This window comes from Nitratireductor sp. PBL-C9, from assembly GCF_050877045.1.
In the GTDB taxonomy this organism is placed as follows: domain Bacteria; phylum Pseudomonadota; class Alphaproteobacteria; order Rhizobiales; family Rhizobiaceae; genus Nitratireductor; species Nitratireductor aquimarinus.
In genome coordinates this window covers 29853-50015 of sequence record NZ_JBPAXW010000007.1, presented here as the reverse complement: position 1 = coordinate 50015, position 20163 = coordinate 29853, and the positions used below count along the sequence as shown (strand labels likewise).

Genomic DNA, 20163 nt, shown 5'->3' with positions numbered 1-20163 from the left:
GCCTGCATGCGCTGTGCTAAATCATTTGACCGATGAGCGAGAACACGGAAGTCGAATCGGACAGTCAGGAAAAGCACGTCACCTGGTATCTGCGGGGCGTGCGCCGCTGTTTCTCCATTCCGGGTCTGGTGCTGGTCAGCGCCTTTATCGGTTTCGCCGGTCTGGCGCGCGAGGCCGGGCTTTCGCTTCCCCAAACCGTTTTCATGACAGGGGCTGTCTGGGCCCTGCCGGCGCAGGTGGTGCTGATTGGCGCCGTACTGGCGGGCAACAGCCTGTTTGCGGCGGCTTTCGCCGTGGCGCTGTCATCGGTTCGGCTTGCGCCCATGGTGGTGGCGATCACGCCTGAAATGCGCACGGAGAAGACCCGGCCCTGGGTGCTCTATTGCCTTTCGCATTTCGTTGCCGTGACCTCATGGGTGCTGGCGATGGAGAGCTTCAAGAACGTTCCGCGCGCAATGCGCACGGCCTATTACACCGGCATCGGCTCGACGCTTGTTCTGGTGAATATGGGCGTGGTGGCGACCGTCTTTCTTCTGGCCGAACGTCTGCCGCCGCAACTGACGGCCGCGCTCTTCTTCCTGACACCGCTCTACTTCCTGACATCGCTCTGGGGTTCTGCGCGGGAGCGGGCAGGGCATGTCGCCATGGTGCTCGGCCTCGCCGTAGGCCCGGTCTTTCACATTCTCCTGCCCGGTTTTGACCTTTTGGCAGCCGGGGTTATCGGTGGCTCGGTGGCCTATCTCTGGCACCGCGCGCGCGTCAGACGGGAGACTGTCGGATGAGTTTCGACGCCTTTGATGCCTGGTGGTGGCCTTATCTCTTCATCCTGCTTGCAGGCTGGCTCGCCACCGATTCCTGGCGCTATCTGGGTGTCTATCTTGGCGGCAAGCTTTCGGAAGGTTCGGACATTCTGGTGTTCGTGCGCTGTGTGGCGACGGCGCTGGTCGCCGCTGTCATCGCCAATCTGATTGTCTTTCCCAGCGGCGCTCTGGCCGATGCACCGCTCACCCTGCGGGTCGGCGCATCCATAGCCGGCTTCGCCGCCTATCTTTTCTCCCGCAAGCAGATCCTCGTCGGCATCGTGGTTGCAGAGATCATCCTGCTCACAGGTCTCTACCTGATCGATTAGTTCTTTTTTAGAACAATCTGAGGTAGAGCGGCATCAAGGGGTGGGCGATGCTTTTTCCAGCTGAACGTTTGGTTGCGCTTGTCATTGGCGCTTTCCTGATTGCTGATCTGACGCTTGTGGCCGGAAGCGCCATTTCGGTCGACTGGCGTGGTTATGGCGCTGTCGTTTCCTGTGGTGCAGTCATACTTGCGGTTGGCCTCGCATACCGCTGGAGCGGGCGTGACCAGAAGATTGCACTGGCCGCTATCGCCGCCGGGCTCTTCATCCTTTTCACCATTGTCGGTGCGGCGCTCAATTATCTGCTCATACCGGTCGGCGCCGAACGCATCGATCCGCTGTTGATCAGGCTCGATGGTCTCGTGGGCTATTCATGGCCGGGGCTTGTGGGGTGGGCGAGCGAGCATCCGGCGCTTGGAACACTGCTTCGCTGGACCTATGTCAGCTCACTGCCGCAATTCGTGATCGTCATCCTGACGCTCGGCATGACGGGGCGACGGGCGCAGCTTCACGCATTCCTCCTGACCGGCGTGCTTGCCGCCATGCTCACCATGGCCTTCTGGCTGGTTTTCCCAAGTTCCGGGCCGTCGGCCTATTTTGCGATCCCGGTCGAGACTGCTGAACGTCTCGGAATGGTGGTGGGGCCTGACTATGGTGTGGAGCTCAACCGCGTGATGACACAGGGCGCTCAGCGTCTGTCGCCGCAGGACGCACTGGGGCTGATCGCCTTTCCCTCGTTCCACACTGTCATGGCGCTGATGGCCGTCTGGTTTACCCGGTCCATCAGGGGGCTGTTTCCGGTCTTCGTCGTGATCAACACGCTCATGCTGCCCGCAATCCTGAGCCATGGCGGGCATCATCTGATTGACCTGTTCGGCGGTCTTGCTGCTTTCCTGATCAGTGTCTGGCTTGCCCGGAGTGTTCTCGCACGGGTTTCGGACACAAGGCAAAGGCCGGAGCCAGCGGCCCCGGCCGAACAGGGGCTTTAAAGCGCTGCGCGAATCTTTTCCGCCTGCTCTGCGAGAACAGCCTGATCCGCCATCTCGCCCGTGTGGGGACGCAGGGCGACGCCATCAAAACGCGGGATGATGTGGACGTGAAGGTGAAACACCACCTGACCGCCGGCTTCCTCGTTGAACTGCTGGACCGTCACGCCATCCGCCCCAAAGGCGGCCTTCGCGGCGCGGGCCAGTTTCTGCACCGTGCGCATGACGGCGGCGAGCGAATCGTGCTCGACATCGAGAATGTTGCGTGACGGCTTCTTCGGGATCACCAGGCAGTGGCCGTCGCCGCGCGGCATGATGTCCATGAAGGCAAAGGTTTCGTCGTCTTCGTAGAGCTTGTGCGAAGGCAGTTCGCCGCGCAAAATCTTGGCGAAAACATTGTCGTTGTCATAGGCGGCGCTGCTCATGGAAACCTCTCGTCTGGGCAATTGCGGCCGCATTTTTCTGCGCTAATGTCGCGCCCGTCAACTCCCGGAAGCGGGCGATTCGCCGCGCTTTTCGAAAAGGTGCCGTCCGTGACCTATCTCTTCCTGCTCGTGGCCATTCTGTTCGAAGTCGTGGCCACCACCGCACTCAAGCAGACCGAGGGGTTCACGCGTCTTGTGCCGTCGTTGATCACGCTGATCGGCTATGCGGTGGCCTTCTTTTTCCTGTCGCTGACGCTGCGCACCATGTCGGTGGGCATTGTCTATGCGCTGTGGTCAGGGGCGGGCATCGTCTTCATCACCGCCATTGGCTGGCTGTGGTTTCAGCAGTCGCTCGATACGCCGGCGCTCATCGGCGTCGCGTTGATCATCGCCGGCGTGCTGGTCATCAACCTGTTTTCAAAATCCGTGATGCACTGAAGCGTCAGCCCTTGCGGAAGGGCGTGTGGGTTTCGAGCACGCGGTTGATCTCGGCCACGTCGCGCCGCTCCAGTTCGAGATACTGCGCCACTGCGCGCCGGAGACCCGGATGCGGAATGTAGTGCGCCGAGCGCGTCGTGACCGGTTCATAGCCGCGCGCCAGCTTGTGCTGCCCTTGCGCGCCGGCCTCGACCGTCGACAGGCCGCGCGCGATGGCGAATTCGATGGCCTGATGGTAGCAGACCTCGAAATGCAGGAACGGGTGATGCTCGATACAGCCCCAGTTGCGGCCGAACAGCGTGTCGGAACCGATAAAGTTGATCGCGCCGGCGATGTAGCGGCCTTCGCGGCGCGCCATCACCAGAAGAGTGTCGTCGGCCATGCGTTCGCCGATCAGCGAAAAGAAGCGCCGGTTGAGATAGGGGCGCCCCCATTTGCGGCTGCCGGTGTCCAGATAGAAGGCGAAGAAATCGTCCCAGACGGCTTCGGTGAGCCCGGCTCCCGTCAGCCATTCGATCTCGATACCGTTTTCAAGCGCCGTGCGGCGTTCCTTCTTCAGCGCCTTCCGCTTGCGTGAGGCAAGCGTGCCCAGAAAATCGTCATAGTTTTCATAGCCGCGGTTGAAGAAGTGGAACTGCTGGTCGGTGCGCAGAAGAAAGCCCGCATCATCGAGCGCTGCAATGTCCTCGTCACGGGCAAAGGTGACATGGACAGACGAAACGCCAAGCCTGTCGGTCAGCGTCTTCAATCCTTCCGCCAGCGCATGGCGCACCGCGTCGGGCGCTATGCCATCGCGGACCAGAAGGCGCGGACCCGTTGCCGGGGTGAACGGCACCGAAACCTGCAGTTTGGGGTAATAATGTCCGCCGGCGCGCTCGAAGGCATCGGCCCAGCCATGGTCGAACACATATTCGCCCTGGCTGTGGGATTTCAGGTAACAGGGGACTGCGCCGAGCAGTACGCCATCTTCCGAGCGCAGGAAAAGATGCTGGCCAAGCCAGCCGCTTTCGCGCACCGCACATCCGCTTTCTTCAAGACTTGAAAGGAAAGCGTGGGAAACAAAGGGATTGTAGGGCGCGCCCGCTGCCTGCGGGCCAGCGCCGGCAAGCGCTTCCCAGTCGGATGCCGGCATGTCGGCGAAGGACGGTGAAACCGTCAGCGTTACATCGCCTGACATGGCGGCACTCGTTTGGGCTGATGACATGCCAGATAAGTAAGCGCGTGAGGCAGGGCGCTTCAAGGGGCAATGCCCCTTGAGGGCATGTGGATGGAGCAGCGGCATTGCCCAAAAGGCGGAAACTCCCTTCGGGTCCGGTGCTTCAGGGCGTGAAACCCTCAAACGTCATCTGGTCGGCATGCCGGAAGGTGCGGTCAACGGCTTCCTGATCCTGCACCGTCCAGGTAATGACGGGCAGCGAAAGGCGCTCGCGCACAAAACTGACGAACGGGTTCGGCAGTTCCTTCACTGCATAGGACACGAAGGACAGATCGTGCGCCAGCATGGAGAAATGCGCCTCCATGGCTTCGGGCGAAAGCCCTTCGGCCGTCAGTCCGCGCGGAATGTCCGGCGCGAATTTGGCCAATTGCCGGACAAGACGGTGCGAGAACGACATCAGCACCACTTTTCCGGAATAGTCCTGAAGCGTCTCCACGACTTTCCCGACAAGCGCGTCGTCATGCCCTTCCGAGCCCTTGAGCTCGATCACCAGCGGCACCTGGCCGGCAACCAGATCGAGCATTTCGCGAAGCGTCGGAGCGCAGTCCGACGTGCCGCCGATGGGCATTGCGCCCATTTCGGCGGCCGTTTTCTCTGCAATGGTGCCTTCCTGACCGGTGAGACGGCGCAGCGCGTGATCGTGAAAGACCATCGGAACGCCATCGGAGGAAAGATGGAGATCGCACTCGATGGAGAAGCCGCCATTGATGGCCGCCTGAAACGCGGGGAGGGTGTTCTCCCAGCGCACATTGTTCATGTCGTGCAGACCGCGATGGGCAATCGGCCGCTCGGTCAGCCAGGAAAGCGCACTCATTATTCAGCGACCTCGATGACGGCGTCGATCTCAACGGGCGCATTCATCGGCAGGGAGGCCATGCCGACGGCTGCGCGGGCGTGACGGCCACGGTCGCCCAGAGCGGCGACGAGGAAATCCGATGCGCCATTGGCGACGAGATGCTGGTCGGTGAAGTCGGGCGTGGAAGCCACGAAGACGGAAATGCGCACAACGCGCTTGATGCGCTCCAGATCGCCGAGCGCGGCGCGCGCCTGGGCGAGAATGTTGACGGTGCACCATTTGGCGGCAAGCTTGCCGGCCTCAACGCCGAGCTCGCGGCCCAGAAGGCCCATCGCCATCAGCTTGCCGTCCTTTACGGGCAGCTGGCCGGAGGTCATCAGCAGGGAGCCGGTCTGGACGTAAGGCACATAGTTCGCCACGGGGGCTGCCGCCTCGGGCAGTTCCACACCCAGCTCCAACAGTCTTTTCTCGATCTCGCTTGCCATGATTGTCTCCCGGCATTTTTTGAATTCAAACAGAGCGGGCTCCGCACTGTCGGCAGATCTAAACGTCACTCGTGACAGTTACGCAATCGAATCCGCCGTTGATGGGGAAAGCGCCGCAGGGCGAGAGGTTGCATATTTGCCTCGCTTCCGCCACGACTCTTGTCCAAACGATAACGCTCCAGGCGGTCAATCCACTCTCCGACCGCGACAATGCCGAATACCGGGAGGTCGTACATGCGCGCATCGCGCTTATTTGCCTTGGCACTCACCGCCGTTTCGAGCGCCGCGATCAGTGCAGCGGCGGCCGAGCCCAACCTGCTCCCCCATCGGGCGGTCTATGATCTCTCGCTGGAACAGGCGAGCGACCGCTCGGGCATCAATGGCATATCGGGGCGTATGGTCTATGAGTTCGCCGGCTCGGCCTGCGAGGGCTACACGACGACGTTCCGCTTCGTCATGCGGCTCGAGACGGATGAGGCATCGCGGCTTTCCGATCAGCAGACCACCACCTATGAGGATGGCAAGGGCGAGGTCTTCCAGTTCGTCAACAAGATGTATCTGGACAACATGCTCGACCGCGAGGTGAAGGGCGTCGCCCGGCTGGAAGGCGATGAAACCCTGGTCGAACTGTCAAAGCCAGAGCGGCGCAGCGAAACGCTCGAGGCGACGCAGTTCCCGGTTCAGCACATGATTGAAGTGCTGGAGAAGGCGGCTGCCGGCGGCGGCTTTTATCAGACGACACTCTATGACAGTTCGGAAGATGCCGACCGGGTCATGATGACGTCGGTCACCATCGGCCAGCCGAAGCCGATGGAGGAGGGCGATGCCGAGAAGGACGCGGCAGCGCCGCTCGACAACCAGTCCTACTGGCCCGTGAGCATCGCCTATTTCGACCCCGGCAATGAGCGGGGCGAGACGCTGCCCGACTACGATATCGGTTTCCTGCTGCATGAAAGCGGCGTCACGCGCAGCCTCGACATGAACTATGGCGAGTTTTCGATTCGCGGTCAGCTTGTCGACCTCACCCTGTTCGATAAGGCCGAAGAAGAAGCAGACTGCGCTGAATAGGCGCTTTTGCCGGCGAAACGCTTGCATTGTGCGCGATTAGTTCGTATATGCGCGCGCATTCCACACACGGATCTTGGTTCCGGTCGGGAGAAATCCGGTCGGCGCCCCCGGTGGCGGTTTCCGCCTGACGGTCCGTGGAGGTTCAACCGGAAAGGAAAAAGAATGGCACTGCCCGATATCAGCATGCGCCAGCTTCTCGAAGCTGGTGTTCACTTTGGTCACCAGACCCACCGCTGGAACCCGAAGATGTCCAACTACATCTTTGGCGCCCGCAACAACGTTCACATCATCGACCTCAGCCAGACCGTGCCGCTGATGCACCAGGCGCTGAAGGCCGTGTCCGACACGGTGGCCAAGGGCGGCCGCATCCTGTTCGTCGGCACCAAGCGCCAGGCTTCCGAGATCGTTGCCGACTCGGCCAAGCGCTCGGCTCAGTACTATGTGAACGCACGCTGGCTCGGCGGCATGCTGACCAACTGGAAAACGATCTCTCATTCCATTCAGCGTCTGCGCAAGCTCGACGAGCTGCTCGCTTCGGAAGCACAGGGCTTCACCAAGAAGGAGCGCCTGAACCTTGAGCGCGAGCGCGAGAAACTCGACCGCGCGCTGGGCGGCATTCGCGACATGGGCTCCACGCCGGACCTGATGTTCGTGATCGACACCAACAAGGAAGCGATTGCCGTTCAGGAAGCCAAGCGCCTTGGCATTCCGGTTGTCGCAATCGTCGACTCCAACTGTGATCCGGACGTTGTCGATTACCCGATCCCGGGCAATGACGATGCCGCACGCGCACTCGCACTTTACTGCGACCTGATCGCTAAGGCCGCAATCGACGGTATCGAGCGTCAGCAGGGTGCACTCGGCTTCGACATTGGCGAAGCGGTCGATGCGCCGGAAGAGGCTGCATTGAACGATGCCGCCGAGGGCGAAAACAAGGACGCCTAACAAGCGCCGTTCCGAAAATGTGGGGCTTATGGCCCCGCGACGGCCGCGCGGCAGACGACCAGCTACGCGGCCGTTTTTGTTAGAATATTGATGAAGAGGCGACGATGAGCATTACAGCTGCACAGGTCAAGGAACTGCGCGAGAAAAGCGGCGCAGGCATGATGGACTGCAAGACGGCCCTGAAGGAAAACGACGGTGACATGGAAGCAGCCATGGACTGGCTGCGCAAGAAGGGCATCGCCAAGGCTGACAAGAAGGCCGGCCGTACGGCTGCTGAAGGTCTGGTCGGCGTTGCAGGCGACGCAAACAGCGCCGTTGTCGTCGAAGTGAACTCCGAGACCGACTTCGTTGCGCGCAACGACGCGTTCCAGTCGCTCGTCAGCAACATCGCAACCGTTGCTCTGGGCACCGATGGCTCCATCGAGGCCGTTGCTGCTGCGACCTACCCGGAAACCGGCAAGTCGGTTGAAGACACCGTCAAGGACGCGATCGGCACGATCGGCGAGAACATGTCGCTGCGTCGTTCGGCGAAGCTTTCCGTCGAGAACGGTGCGGTTGCCAGCTACATCCACAACGCCGTGACCGACGGTCTTGGCAAGCTTGGCGTTCTGGTCGCCATCGAGACCACCGGCAATGCGGAAGCTGCCCGTGCATTCGGCCGTCAGGTCGCCATGCATGTTGCCGCGACCAACCCGCTGGCTCTGACCGAGGCCGATGTCGACCCGGTTGCCGCAGCGCGCGAGAAGGAGATCTTCTCCGACCAGGCACGCCAGTCCGGCAAGCCCGAGAACATCATCGAGAAGATGGTCGAAGGCCGCATGCGCAAGTTCTACGAGGAGGTTGTCCTCCTGAAGCAGGCTTTCGTCATGAACCCGGATCTCTCGGTCGAGAAGGCGCTTGCCGAAGCCGAGAAGGAAATCGGCGCACCGGCGAAAATCGTCAGCTTCGTCCGCTTCGCTCTTGGCGAAGGCATCGAGCGCGAAGAGAGCGATTTCGCAGCCGAGGTTGCGGCAGCCGCCAAGTCGTAAGACTGGTTGTATAACTGCTTGATGATAAAGGGCGCCGCGTGACAACGCGGCGCCCTTCGTGTAACGCAGGGGCAAATTTGGAGACTATGAAGATGAGCGAAGCACGCTACCGGCGCGTTGTCCTTAAGGCATCCGGCGAAGCTTTGATGGGCGAGCAGGGATTCGGTATCGATGTTTCGGTGGTCGACCGGATTGCCCGCGATATCGTCGAGGCGCGCAAGATCGGCGTCGAGGTTGGCGTTGTCATCGGCGGCGGCAACATCTTCCGCGGTGTGGCCGTTGCCTCGAAGGGCGGCGACCGTGTGACGGGCGACCATATGGGCATGCTCGCCACGGTCATCAATTCGCTCGCCCTGCGCACCTCGCTGGTCAAGATGGGCGTTGATGCGGTGGTCATGTCGGCCATTGCGATGCCGGAGCTGTGCGAAAGCTTCTCCCAGCGTCAGGCGATGAGTTACATGGACGCAGGCAAGGTGGTCATCTTCGCCGGTGGCACGGGCAACCCGTTCTTCACGACCGACTCGGCCGCCGCTCTGAGGGCTGCGGAAATCGGCGCAGACGCGCTGTTCAAGGGCACGCAGGTGGATGGCGTCTATTCCGCCGACCCCCGCAAGGACCCGGACGCCACGCGCTTTGACACTCTCAGCCATGCACAAGTTATACGTGACGGGCTGGCGATTATGGATACCGCTGCGATTGCTCTTGCGCGCGAGAACCACATTCCGATAATCGTTTTCTCGATTCATGAAGAGGGCGGATTTAACGCCATCTTGAAAGGCGGCGGACATTGCACCATCGTGTCCGATGACGCCGATACCGAACAGCGTGCCGGTGCGTAAGGAGATTTAAGAATGGCCGACGGCGTTGATTTCAAAGATCTGAAGCGACGTATGGAAGGGGCAGTCAGTGCGTTTCAGCACGATCTTGCTTCGCTTCGTACGGGCCGTGCTTCTGCCAACCTTCTGGACCCGATCCAGGTGGAGGCTTATGGCACGCCCATGCCGATCAACCAGGTGGCCACGGTGTCCGTGCCCGAACCCCGCATGATCTCCGTGTCGGTGTGGGACCAGAGCATGGTCAATGCCGTGGACCGCGCGATCCGCGAATCGAATCTCGGGTTCAACCCGATCATGGACGGTTCGACCCTGCGCATTCCGCTGCCCGAGCTCAATGAAGAGCGGCGCAAGGAACTCGTGAAGATCGCCCATCAGTACGCCGAGGGCGCCAAGGTTGCCGCGCGCCACGTGCGCCGCGACGGCATGGAGCACCTCAAAAAGGCCGAAAAGGATGGCGACATAAGCCAGGACGAACTGCACACGCAGTCCGAACAGGTGCAGAAGATGACGGATGAGACCATCACCGTCATGGACAAGCTCCTGACCGAGAAAGAAGCCGAGATCATGCACGTCTAGGTCGCCCTGCGTCCATCCGGACGCATAGGGGACGATCCAGACCAACGATGGAGCATCGGAACAATCGAAAACCGGATTCCCGTTTCGGTCCGATGCTCTACCAGCCCCAGGGCTGCTCGAACGCGAGGGGAGGCAGATACGTGAAGCCGGCGCATGTGGCGATCATCATGGACGGCAACGGTCGCTGGGCGGAAGCGCGCGGCTTGCCACGCCGTGCCGGCCACCGCGCCGGTGTGGAGGCGCTGCGCAAGGCTGTGCGCTCTGCCGGTGAGCTGGGCATCAACTGGCTGACCGTTTACGCCTTCTCCTCCGAAAACTGGTCCAGACCGCGCTCCGAGGTGAACGACCTCATGGGCCTCCTGCGCCTGTTCATCAGGCGCGATCTTGCGGAACTGCACCAGAACGGGGTTCGCGTTCGCATTATCGGCGACCGCGAAAACCTCGAAAAGGACATCAAGTCCCTTCTGCTTGAAGCGGAGAACCTGACGGCGGAAAACACCAGCATGAACCTGGTGATCGCCTTCAATTACGGTGCGCGTGACGAGATCGTGCGCGCTGCCAAATCGCTCTTCGCCGATGTGCAGGCGGGAAAGATCACCGCCGACGACATCGATATCGATGGTTTCGGAAACCGTCTCGATACCGCCGGTATTCCCGATCCCGACCTCATCATCCGCACAAGCGGCGAGCAGCGCCTGTCGAATTTCCTTCTGTGGCAGGCAGCCTATGCGGAATTCGTCTTCCTGCCGTGCCACTGGCCGGATTTCGGCCGATGCGAGCTGGAGACGGCTCTGGCCACGTTCAACGCGCGCGAGCGCCGCTTCGGCGGTGTTGGAGCACGCGAAGCGGCTCTATGAGCAAGCCCGGCGATGAAGGCGGGCCGACACGGCGCCCGCGCAGCAATCTTCAGGTGCGGGCCGTTTCAGCGCTCGTTCTTGGAAGCGTCGTCCTTCTGATCACCTATCTGGGTGGCCTGCCGTTCCGTCTCATGGCGGCGGTCATGGCCGGCGCGATCCTTTATGAATGGCTCGCGATGCGACCCGGCTCGAAGACCGGCGTTCACGCGACCATCGCCATCGCACTTCTGGCGGTGGTGATGGCAATGATGATACTCGGCCTTTCAGCGGGCGCGGTTTTTCTGGCGCTGGCCGGTATTCTTGTCGTGCTTGCGCTTCATGGATGGGCGTCGGGCGAGGGGCTCGGAACCACGGCCGGCGTCGCTTATGCCGCAGCACCCGCAATCGCCCTGGTGCATTTGCGGGCGGACGACCAGTCCGGTTTCCTGGCAATCCTGTTTCTGTTCGCCGTGGTCTGGACCTCGGACATCATGGCCTATTTTACCGGCCGCAGTCTGGGCGGGCCGAAGCTTGCACCTTCGATTTCTCCCGGCAAGACGTGGAGCGGCGCGATTGGCGGCGCGGCCTTTGCGGTTGTCGCAGGCGCGGCTTTCGCCATGCATGAAAGCACCGTCCATGGCGTGGTTCTGCTGGCGCTCATCGCGCTTGTTCTCTCTGTCATCTCGCAGCTTGGCGACCTGTTCGAATCAGCCCTGAAGCGCCGCAGCGGCGTGAAGGATTCGAGCAATCTCATACCCGGCCATGGCGGGGTCATGGATCGTGTCGACGGGCTGATGGCGGCAGCGCTCGCCCTATATCTCGTGGCGGCGCTGCTCGGCAGTCCGGAGATGCCGGCGCACGCCTTTTTCCGGTTCTAGGGGCTGAGGGCGTTTGCCTTCGCCATGCCGGAATGGCATTGAAGTGTCGAATTCCGGGATTCGCCGTACAGCGTCGACGGAATCCCGCAGGCTGTTAAGCAGCAGCTTATTGGAACAGTGCAGCTGACGTTCTGAAAGTCATGCAGACATTTCGGATCGAGGCGCTGATGCAAACCGTAATCGAGTGGAACAACCGTGACCGATTTTTTCAGCACCATATTCAGCACGGACGGATTGCTGATCGGCACCATCGTGCCGTTTCTCTTCGTCCTGACCGTTGTCGTGTTCGTGCACGAGATGGGGCATTATCTGGTGGGGCGCTGGTGCGGCATCGGCGTGAAGGCGTTCTCGATCGGTTTCGGGCCGGAACTCTTCGGCTTCAACGACAGGCATGGCACACGCTGGAAGCTCTCGGCCATTCCGCTCGGCGGCTATGTGAAGTTCACCGGCGACATGTCGGTGACCAGCACGCCCGATCCCGAATCGACGGAGCGCCTGTCGCCCGAAGAGCTGCGCGTCGCCTTCCATACCCAGCCGGTATGGAAGCGCGCGGCCACGGTTTTTGCCGGCCCGCTGTTCAACTTCCTTCTCACCATTGCGGTTTTCGCGGTGATGTTCGCCGGTTTCGGGCGCTATGTGATGGAGCCGATGGTGGCCGAGGTTCGGCCCGACACGCCGGCCGCCATTGCCGGTTTCGAACCGGGCGACCGCTTCGTTTCCGTCGATGGATCGCAGGTGCGCAGCTTTGGCGATGTGCAGCGTCTCGTGTCCGGGCGGTCGGGCGACGAACTCTCCTTCGTGGTGCGTCGTGGTGATGAAGAGCTGGAGCTCAAGGCGACGCCCGAAATGGTCGAGCAGAAGGATGCGCTCGGCAACACGGTGAAGATCGGAATCATCGGCGTCGTCAATGATGAGGAAATGGGCCAGCCGCGACTGGTTGAGTATGGCCCGCTGGATGCGCTGGGCGAGGCGGTCAAGGAAACCGGCTATGTGATCTATCGCACCGGCCAGTTTCTAAAACGCTTTGTCGCAGGGCGTGAGGACAGGTGTCAGCTTGGTGGCCCGGTGAAGATCGCCGATATGGCCGGCAAGGCGGCCCAGCTCGGCTTCGAATGGCTCGTACAACTTGTTGCATTATTGTCAGTCGGTATCGGTGTTCTTAATCTTTTGCCCATTCCCCCCCTTGATGGCGGGCATCTGGTGTTCTACGCCATAGAAGCTGTAATGCGTCGTCCTGTGTCCGAGAGGGTCATGGATGCGGTTTACCGCGTCGGCTTGTTCGCCGTTCTCGCATTCATGGGATTCGTTTTCTGGAACGACCTGTTCGGATGCTGAGGGAGGATCGGGAAGGCGGAATGTGTAAAAATTGAGACGATATTTACCATGGCTTTGAATTTCGCGTGACGCGAATGCCACTAAGCGGTGGTTCGTAAACGCAAATTAACCAGAAGGCTTGCGTGTAGGGAAAATCTGGCTATTACGATAGCTGCTTTTTTAGATTGTTCCTATTTCTCGCTGCGGGGACAAAGAGAATAGAGGTTTTCAGGCCCAATGAAGGCATCTTCTAGCTTTAAGAACGCCGTTTCGGCAGTAGCCCTTTCGGCGGGGTTGGCGATGACGGGGACGGTTGCCGTCCAGCTCGCCGCCATGGAAGCGGCCGAGGCCGCGACGGTCAGCCGTATCGAGGTGCGTGGAAACCGCCGCGTCGAAGACGAGACCATTCGCAACTATATCGACATTCGTCCGGGGCGCTCTTTCTCGAACGATGATGTGAACGAGGCCGTCAAGCGCCTGTTCGCAACCGGCCTGTTTGCCGACGTGTCGATCAGCCAGTCCGGCGGCGCGCTGATCGTGACCGTTGACGAGTATTCGATCGTCAACCAGGTCATTTTCCAGGGCAACAAGAAGATCAAGGACGCGAATCTGGCGCGCGCTGTTCAGCTGCAGCCTCGCAAGTCCTTCTCCAACCAGTCGCTCCAGGCTGATGAGGAGACGATTCGGGAAGCCTATCGCCGCATCGGTCGCGACGACGCAACCGTTACCGGCCGCACGCAGGCGCTTGACGACGGTCGCGTCAACGTCATCTTCGAAGTTCAGGAAGGTGGCCGCACGAAGATCGCCGCGATCAACTTTGTTGGCAACGAAGCTTTCGGCAATGGCCGTCTGCGCGACGTGATTTCGACCAAGCAGTCGAACTTCCTCTCCTTCCTGATGCGCGACGACATTTATGACGACAATCGTCTGCGCGCGGATGAAGAGACGCTGCGCCGTTTCTACTACAACCGTGGTTATGCGGATTTCCGCGTGATCTCGGCGACCGCCGACTTAGACGAAGTCGAGAACGCCTACACGGTGACCTTCACCGTGGACGAGGGCGAGCGCTATCGCTTCGGCAATATCGGCGTCGAGAGCACGGTCACCGGTATCGACACGGACGCTCTCAATGCAGAGATCAAGACCCGTCAGGGCAATGTCTACAGCGCCAAGAACGTTGAAGACTCCATCATTGCGCTGACCGAGAATGTGGCTGGCAAAGGCTATGCCTTCGCCCAGGTGACGCCGCGCGGCAACCGCAATTTCGAGACCCGCGAGATCGACGTCGTGTACTCGATCGACGAAGGTCCGCGCGCTTACATCCAGCGCATCGAGATCCGCGGCAACCAGCGCACGCGTGACTACGTGATCCGTCGCGAGTTCGATCTGAGCGAGGGCGACGCCTTCAATCAGGTGCTCGTGCAGCGCGCAAAGCGCCGCCTCGAAGGCCTCAACTTCTTCCAGACCGTCAACATCTCGACGGTTCCGGGTTCGCAGCCCGATCAGGTCATTCTGGTCGTTGATGTGGTTGAGAAGTCGACCGGTGAGTTCTCCATCGGCGCCGGTTACTCGACGGCTAGCGGCGACAGCAGCAGCGGCGGCTTCTCCGTTGAAGGCTCCGTCACCGAGCGCAACTTCCTCGGCCGTGGCCAGTTCGTCCGCATCGCGGCCGGCGGTGGCAAGGACTCGCGCGACTACTCGTTCTCCTTCACCGAGCCGTATTTCCTCGGTCGCCGGATTTCGGCTGGTTTCGACGTCTACCGCCGCACCCGCAAGTTCGACGACAAGTATGATCGCGACACCACCGGTGCGACGATCCGCTTCGGTCTGCCGATCACGGAAGCCCTGTCTTCGCAGCTCGCCTACAACTTCTCCCAGGAGGAGTACACGGGCGTCGGCGTTTGCGAAAACCCGTATGACGCAAGCTGTAATCTGGCCCCGGCTCTGCAGGACGCCATCGACGACGGCAAGTGGATCAAGTCCTCGGTTAGCGGCTCGCTGGTCTACAACACGATCGACGACATGAAGAACCCGCATTCGGGCCTTTATGCGAACCTCACGCTTGAGGTTGCCGGTCTCGGTGGCGATGCGAAGTTCGTGAAGGCGACGGCGCGCGGCACCTACTACCAGACGCTGTCCGAAGAACTCGATCTCGTCGGCCTGTTCACGGTTGGCGCCGGTCACATCCAGGCTCTGGATGGCGATCTGCGCGTGTTCGACCACTTCTCGAGCAGCGACCGCATCATTCGTGGCTTCGATTACAACGGCATCGGCCCGTACCAGAACGCTTCGGGTGGCGGCATCGACCACATCGGCGGCAAGACCTACTTCAACGCTTCGGCAGAAGCGCAGTTCCCGTTCCCGGTCCTGCCGGAGAGCTTTGGTCTTCGCGGCGCGGTCTTTGCTGATGCGGCAACGCTCTATGGCAGCGATATCGCAGGCGCCATCGGAACGGATCTGCAGTGGCGCGCTTCGGTCGGTGCCGGTCTGATCTGGGCTTCGCCCTTCGGTCCGCTGCGTGTCGATTACGCATACCCGATCTTGAAAGAAGACACAGACGACGTGCAGAACTTCAACTTCGGTATTTCGACGCGCTTCTAACCGGTTGACGTTTTCTGGCACACCCTGTTTAGCCCGGGCCCCGGTGGCCCGGGCGAAAGGTTTCCATGAAGGATCCTGAATTCTTTGCTCCCGCGCGCCGCATAACGGCAGGCGAGATCGCCTCGCTGACGGGAGCGAATCTCACGCATGCAGAGCATGCCGGGATTGTTATTGAAAGCGTTGCGGCAGCCTCTGAGGGCGGTGCCGGAACGCTTGTTTTCGTTGAAGGAAAGCGCAACGCCGATCTGGCAAAGGGCACAACGGCTTCAGCCGTTCTGTGCAGGGATGAGATCGCGGGCCATGTTCCCGAAGGTGTTGCCGTCCTCGTGGTCGACAAACCGCAGGCCGCTTTCGCGCAGATAACACGCCTTCTTTTCCCTCAGGCCATGCGCCCGGGCTCTATGACCGGCGAAACCGGTGTCTCCGCCCGTGCAAGCGTGGCCTCCGATGCAATTCTTGAAGACGAAGTCACCATCGAGCCGGGAGCCGTTATCGGCTCCGGCGTGCATATCGGCAGCGGAACGATCATCGCCCCCAATGCGGTGATTGGAGCGGGCACGCGAATCGGACGCGAAAGCTATATCGGCCCCGGCGCCACCATTCAGTGCGCGATGGTCGGCGACCGCGTGATCATTCACGCCGGTGTGCGCATCGGTCAGGATGGGTTCGGCTATCTTCCAGGCCCCACCGGGCTCGAAAAACTGCCCCAGATCGGACGCGTCGTCATTCAGGACGATGTGGAGATCGGCGCAAACACCACAGTCGACCGTGGCGCGCTGGTCGACACGATCATCGGGCAGGGGTCCAAGATCGATAATCTCGTGCAGATCGCGCACAATGTCCGCCTTGGCCGGGGATGCATTGTTGCAGGCCATTGCGGGCTGTCCGGTTCTGTCACACTTGGCGATTTCGTGATGCTCGGCGGACGTGTCGGCATCGCGGATCACATTACCATCGGCTCAGGCGCGCAGCTTGCGGCTTCCAGCGGCGTCATGAATGACGTGCCGCCGGGAGAACGCTGGGCTGGCTCGCCGGCGCAGCCGATGCGGGAAGCTTTCCGCGAACTGGCCGCGCTGCGCGGTCTTGTTGGTGGAAGGAAGAAGAAACAGAGGGATGGGGATGACTGACTCCGCTTCGACCACGCTTGAAAGCCTCGACATCATGGACCTGATGCGGTTGCTGCCGCATCGCTATCCGTTCCTGCTGGTCGACAAGATTATCGAGATTGACGGCGACCGCTCTGCCATCGGCATCAAGAACGTGACGGCCAATGAGCCGCACTTCACCGGTCACTTCCCAACGCAGCCGGTCATGCCGGGCGTGCTGATCGTTGAGGCCATGGCGCAGACCGCCGGTGCAATCTGCATTAACAATGCGGGTGATGAGAGCCCGTCTCTCGTCTATTTCATGACCATCGACAATGCGAAGTTTCGCAAGCCCGTCGTGCCGGGGGATCGCATGGAGATCCACGTCACCAAGGTCAAGCAGCGCGGCAGCATCTGGAAGTTCGACTGCGTGGCCAAGGTTGATGAGGCGAAGGTTGCCGAGGCCACGATTTCGGCACTGATGTCTGTCGAACAGGCTGGCTGACGGAAGAATATAGAATAGATGACCCGAGAGACCGTCATTCATCCCTCATCCATCATCGAACCCGGCGCAGAGCTGGGCGAGGGGGTGCGGATTGGCCCGTTCTGCCATGTTTCCGCTCAGGCGAAGCTGCACGACGATGTGGAGCTGATCGGCCATGTCACCATCATGGGCGACACCACGCTTGGCGCAGGCTGCCAGGTCTATCCGCAGGCGGTTCTCGGCGCTCCGCCGCAGAATTTCGGCCACAAGGGCGGTCACAGCACGCTTGAAGTGGGCGAACAGTGCGTCGTGCGCGAGGGCGTGACCTTTCACGCCGGCACGGACACCAGCCGTGGCAAGACCACGGTCGGTTCCCATGGCCTCTTCATGGCCTATTCCCATGTCGCGCATGACAGCGCGGTGGGCAATCATGTGACCATGGCGAATTATGCCGGTCTTGGCGGACATGCCGAGATTGGCGATCACGTCATCATCTCCGGCTATGCTGCGGTTCATCAGTTCGTGCGCATCGGTCATCACGCCTTTCTGGGCGGCTTTGCTGCCGTTGTCGGCGATGTGATCCCCTACGGCATGGCTGTGGGCGACCGTGCGCGCCTGCGCGGCCTCAATCTGGTCGGGCTCAAGCGCTCGGGCATGCCGCGTGAAGACATTTCGGCGCTGCGCAAGGCCTACAGGATGCTCTTTGCCGAAGGCGCTTCGCTTGAAGAGAATGCGGCCGCCGTTCTGCGCGCGTATCCCGATTCGGAACTGATCGGCGACGTGGTGGCCTTTGTCGGTGCAAAGGACAAGCGGCACTTCACGCTACCGGCGCGCGGCAAGGGCGCGGCCGAGGATAATGAGACAGCCTGACCCCAAGTCGGTCCTGCCAGCGGGCGCCCGCGTTGCCGTGGTCGCCGGCAGCGGCGGTCTGCCACGCGATGTGGTGCGCACGCTGGTGAAAAATGGCCACAGGCCGCTCGTCGTCGCCATGGAAGGCGAGGCAGACTGGGTGGCCGGTGAAGATCAGAGCGCATTTGATCTCTGGCCGACGCCCGTTGAGCGTCTGGCGCTCTTTCTTCCAAAACTCAAGCGCGCAGGCGTGACGCATCTGGTTCTGGCCGGCGGCGTCAGCCGGCGACCGCCCATCCGCAAGGTGCGGCTCGGCTGGGACGTATTCCGGGCGCTGCCGAAGCTGATCGCCGCTTACGCCAAGGGCGACGATGGCCTGCTGCGGGCGGTGATCGCCTATATCGAATCAAAAGGTATCCGGGTTCTGGGCGCGCATGAGATCGCGCCGGAGCTTTTGTCGCCTGAAGGTGTCATGACCCGCACAAAGCCCGGCGCCAGGGATCGCAAGGATCTCGCCGCCGCTTATGAAGCTGCGCGCATGATCGGTGGTCTCGACATCGGACAGGCCGCCATCGCCGTCGGCGGGCGCGCTGTGGCCCTGGAAGGCATTGAGGGCACGGCCGGCCTGTTGGACCGGATGCGCGACATGCGCAACCATGGCCGCCTTGCAGGCAAGTCCGGGGGCGCTTTGGTCAAATGTGTGAAACCGGATCAGGATGAACGCGCAGACCTGCCGACCATCGGGCCGAACACCATCGAGGCGGCGCATGCAGCCGGCCTTGCCGGTGTGGGGCTGGAGGCGGGCCGCTCGCTGATCATAGATTATGCCGACACGATTGGCCGGGCCGACGCGCTTGGCCTGTTCATCGTTGGCCTTGAGCCGGAGGGGCGGGCATGAGCGCGAAAGGCGGGGCATTGAAACTGGCGATCATCGCCGGCGAGGAATCCGGTGATCTGCTTGGCGCGGATCTGGTCAAGGCGCTGCGGGTCGAAAGCGGCGCAGAGGTCGAACTCACCGGCGTCGGCGGGCGCAATTTGATGGCGCTTGGGTTGGAGCCGATCTTCAATGCCGAGGAAATAGCGCTGATGGGCGTCAGCGCCATCCTGCGCGACCTGCCGCGTCTCCTGCGCCGTATCGGCCAGACAGCGCAGGCCATCGTCAAGGCGAAGCCCGATTGCCTCGTCACCATCGACAGCCCCGAGTTCAGCCTGCGCGTGGCGAAGAAGGTCCGCGCCCTCGATCCCTCCATCCCCATCATCCATTATGTCTGCCCCAGCGTTTGGGCCTGGCGACCGGGCAGGGCCATCGCGATGCGCCCGCATGTGGACGAAATCCTCTGCCTGCTGCCATTTGAACCGGCGGAGCTGGAACGGTTGAAAGGTCCGCCCGGAACCTTTGTCGGACATCGTCTGGCCACCGACCCCGATATTCTTGCAGCCGCCAGCGCACATCTTTCCGGACCCGCCAAGCCTGGCGATGCGCAGCGCGCGCTGCTGCTCCTGCCCGGATCGCGCCGGGGCGAGGTGTCGCGTCTTCTGGAGCCGTTTGGAGAGACTGTTCGGCACCTCCATGAAGCCGGGCACGATTTCCGCCTGCTCATGCCCACCGTGCCGCATGTCGCGCCCATGGTGGAAGCCGCCGTGAAAGACTGGCCCGTTCAGCCGGAGATCATTCTGGAGCCTGCGCGCAAGTGGGAGGCCTTCGCCGAAGCCGATGCAGCCCTTGCCTGTTCGGGCACGGTGTCGCTGGAACTGGCGCTTTCACGGGTTCCGACAATCCTTTGTTACAAAACGGATTTTGTTGCGCGGGCGCTGATTCCGCTCATCACCGTCTGGTCGGCGGCGCTGCCCAATCTCATTGCCGGCTGGCCTGTCGTTCCGGAGCACTTCAACCAGTATGTCCGCCCGTCCTATCTGGCGCGTCAGCTCACCGGGCTGTGGGCGGACAAGCCGCCGCGCGCAGCACAGATGGACGGTTTCCAGCAGGTCGCAGATGCGCTCGAAACGCCGCGCCCCTCCGGCCAGATCGCGGCCGAAGTCGTTATGCGGCACATCGCAGGCGCGGCCTGAAAACGGTGTATTCAGACGCCGAGCGCTTGCCGTTTGATCAGGCGCGCTCGTGTTCCGAGACAGGTCAACACCGAACGGCTTCTTGACGTTTGCCATCGTTCCCGCTAGATGGCGGTTGGCT

At 61.5% G+C, this 20163-nt stretch carries 22 protein-coding genes; 18 read left to right on the top strand and 4 right to left on the bottom strand.

Annotated elements, in window-relative coordinates; genetic code table 11:
- Positions 1-32 precede the first annotated feature (32 nt).
- The 3 genes from ACRTG1_RS15355 to ACRTG1_RS15345 are packed head-to-tail and all read left to right on the top strand — an operon-like array spanning position 33 to position 2115.
- The gene (locus tag ACRTG1_RS15355; protein WP_206993431.1) at positions 33-782 is read left to right on the top strand and encodes an AzlC family ABC transporter permease; all 750 of its coding nucleotides are present in this window, start codon (positions 33-35) and stop codon (positions 780-782) included.
- On the top strand, positions 779-1129 hold the full coding sequence (locus ACRTG1_RS15350; protein ID WP_206547611.1) for an AzlD domain-containing protein: 351 nt from the start codon (positions 779-781) through the stop codon (positions 1127-1129). Before ACRTG1_RS15355 ends, ACRTG1_RS15350 begins: the two co-directional genes overlap by 4 nt.
- A gap of 47 nt (positions 1130-1176) precedes the next feature.
- Positions 1177-2115 carry a phosphatase PAP2 family protein gene (locus ACRTG1_RS15345; RefSeq protein WP_432516514.1) on the top strand — a complete coding sequence of 313 codons (939 nt, stop codon included), beginning with the start codon at positions 1177-1179 and terminating at the stop codon, positions 2113-2115.
- Here the strand turns inward: ACRTG1_RS15345 and ACRTG1_RS15340 are convergent.
- Positions 2112-2537 carry an HIT family protein gene (locus ACRTG1_RS15340; protein ID WP_113155132.1) on the bottom strand — a complete coding sequence of 142 codons (426 nt, stop codon included), beginning with the start codon at positions 2535-2537 and terminating at the stop codon, positions 2112-2114. The two genes, ACRTG1_RS15345 and ACRTG1_RS15340, sit on opposite strands and share 4 nt — an antisense overlap.
- A 108-nt stretch (positions 2538-2645) precedes the next feature.
- Here ACRTG1_RS15340 and ACRTG1_RS15335 point away from each other — a divergent pair, with 108 nt between their 5' ends.
- Complete coding sequence (locus tag ACRTG1_RS15335; protein ID WP_113156291.1) at positions 2646-2975, top strand: DMT family transporter; 330 nt, start codon at positions 2646-2648, stop codon at positions 2973-2975.
- A 4-nt stretch (positions 2976-2979) separates the two neighbouring features.
- On the opposite strand, the gene ACRTG1_RS15330 is transcribed toward ACRTG1_RS15335, so the two are convergent.
- The 3 genes from ACRTG1_RS15330 to ACRTG1_RS15320 form a co-directional block, all read right to left on the bottom strand.
- Positions 2980-4107 (bottom strand): GNAT family N-acetyltransferase, encoded by a 1128-nt coding sequence (locus ACRTG1_RS15330; protein ID WP_432516637.1) that lies wholly within the window; start codon positions 4105-4107, stop codon positions 2980-2982.
- Between the two features lie 187 nt (positions 4108-4294).
- Complete coding sequence (locus tag ACRTG1_RS15325) at positions 4295-5005, bottom strand: glycerophosphodiester phosphodiesterase (RefSeq protein ID WP_432516513.1); 711 nt, start codon at positions 5003-5005, stop codon at positions 4295-4297.
- Positions 5005-5472: a RidA family protein gene (locus ACRTG1_RS15320; RefSeq protein WP_113155135.1), complete on the bottom strand. Its 468-nt coding sequence runs from the start codon at positions 5470-5472 to the stop codon at positions 5005-5007. Before ACRTG1_RS15320 ends, ACRTG1_RS15325 begins: the two co-directional genes overlap by 1 nt.
- Before the next feature lie 234 nt (positions 5473-5706).
- On the opposite strand from ACRTG1_RS15320, the gene ACRTG1_RS15315 reads away from it, so the two are divergent.
- From ACRTG1_RS15315 to lpxB, 14 genes are all read left to right on the top strand, one after another.
- On the top strand, positions 5707-6540 hold the full coding sequence (locus tag ACRTG1_RS15315) for a cell envelope integrity EipB family protein (RefSeq protein WP_432516512.1): 834 nt from the start codon (positions 5707-5709) through the stop codon (positions 6538-6540).
- Between the two features lie 162 nt (positions 6541-6702).
- Entirely contained in the window at positions 6703-7485 is a 783-nt protein-coding gene (gene rpsB / locus ACRTG1_RS15310; protein ID WP_113155137.1) for a 30S ribosomal protein S2, read from the top strand.
- Between the two features lie 104 nt (positions 7486-7589).
- Positions 7590-8513, top strand: a complete 924-nt coding sequence (gene tsf / locus ACRTG1_RS15305; protein WP_432516511.1) for a translation elongation factor Ts — start codon at positions 7590-7592, stop codon at positions 8511-8513.
- 92 nt (positions 8514-8605) lie between these two features.
- A complete protein-coding gene (pyrH, locus tag ACRTG1_RS15300) occupies positions 8606-9352 on the top strand; it encodes a UMP kinase (protein WP_113156292.1) in 747 nt (248 codons plus the stop codon).
- A gap of 12 nt (positions 9353-9364) precedes the next feature.
- On the top strand, positions 9365-9925 hold the full coding sequence (gene frr / locus ACRTG1_RS15295; protein WP_113155139.1) for a ribosome recycling factor: 561 nt from the start codon (positions 9365-9367) through the stop codon (positions 9923-9925).
- A 92-nt stretch (positions 9926-10017) separates the two neighbouring features.
- The gene (locus ACRTG1_RS15290; protein WP_113155140.1) at positions 10018-10782 is read left to right on the top strand and encodes an isoprenyl transferase; all 765 of its coding nucleotides are present in this window, start codon (positions 10018-10020) and stop codon (positions 10780-10782) included.
- The gene (locus ACRTG1_RS15285) at positions 10779-11639 is read left to right on the top strand and encodes a phosphatidate cytidylyltransferase (RefSeq protein ID WP_206545349.1); all 861 of its coding nucleotides are present in this window, start codon (positions 10779-10781) and stop codon (positions 11637-11639) included. Before ACRTG1_RS15290 ends, ACRTG1_RS15285 begins: the two co-directional genes overlap by 4 nt.
- 195 nt (positions 11640-11834) lie before the next feature.
- Positions 11835-12974, top strand: coding sequence for an RIP metalloprotease RseP (rseP, locus tag ACRTG1_RS15280; protein ID WP_206547606.1), 1140 nt, complete (start codon positions 11835-11837; stop codon positions 12972-12974).
- A gap of 216 nt (positions 12975-13190) precedes the next feature.
- Positions 13191-15554, top strand: a complete 2364-nt coding sequence (bamA, locus tag ACRTG1_RS15275; protein WP_206547605.1) for an outer membrane protein assembly factor BamA — start codon at positions 13191-13193, stop codon at positions 15552-15554.
- Between the two features lie 65 nt (positions 15555-15619).
- Positions 15620-16681, top strand: a complete 1062-nt coding sequence (gene lpxD, locus ACRTG1_RS15270) for a UDP-3-O-(3-hydroxymyristoyl)glucosamine N-acyltransferase (RefSeq protein ID WP_432516510.1) — start codon at positions 15620-15622, stop codon at positions 16679-16681.
- On the top strand, positions 16674-17144 hold the full coding sequence (fabZ, locus tag ACRTG1_RS15265; RefSeq protein WP_113155145.1) for a 3-hydroxyacyl-ACP dehydratase FabZ: 471 nt from the start codon (positions 16674-16676) through the stop codon (positions 17142-17144). Before lpxD ends, fabZ begins: the two co-directional genes overlap by 8 nt.
- Positions 17145-17162: 18 nt before the next feature.
- On the top strand, positions 17163-17993 hold the full coding sequence (lpxA, locus tag ACRTG1_RS15260; protein WP_206545347.1) for an acyl-ACP--UDP-N-acetylglucosamine O-acyltransferase: 831 nt from the start codon (positions 17163-17165) through the stop codon (positions 17991-17993).
- Positions 17980-18870 (top strand): LpxI family protein, encoded by an 891-nt coding sequence (locus tag ACRTG1_RS15255; RefSeq protein WP_283800488.1) that lies wholly within the window; start codon positions 17980-17982, stop codon positions 18868-18870. Before lpxA ends, ACRTG1_RS15255 begins: the two co-directional genes overlap by 14 nt.
- A complete protein-coding gene (gene lpxB, locus ACRTG1_RS15250; protein WP_432516509.1) occupies positions 18867-20042 on the top strand; it encodes a lipid-A-disaccharide synthase in 1176 nt (391 codons plus the stop codon). The genes ACRTG1_RS15255 and lpxB overlap by 4 nt, the downstream gene beginning before the upstream one ends.
- Positions 20043-20163 lie beyond the last annotated feature (121 nt).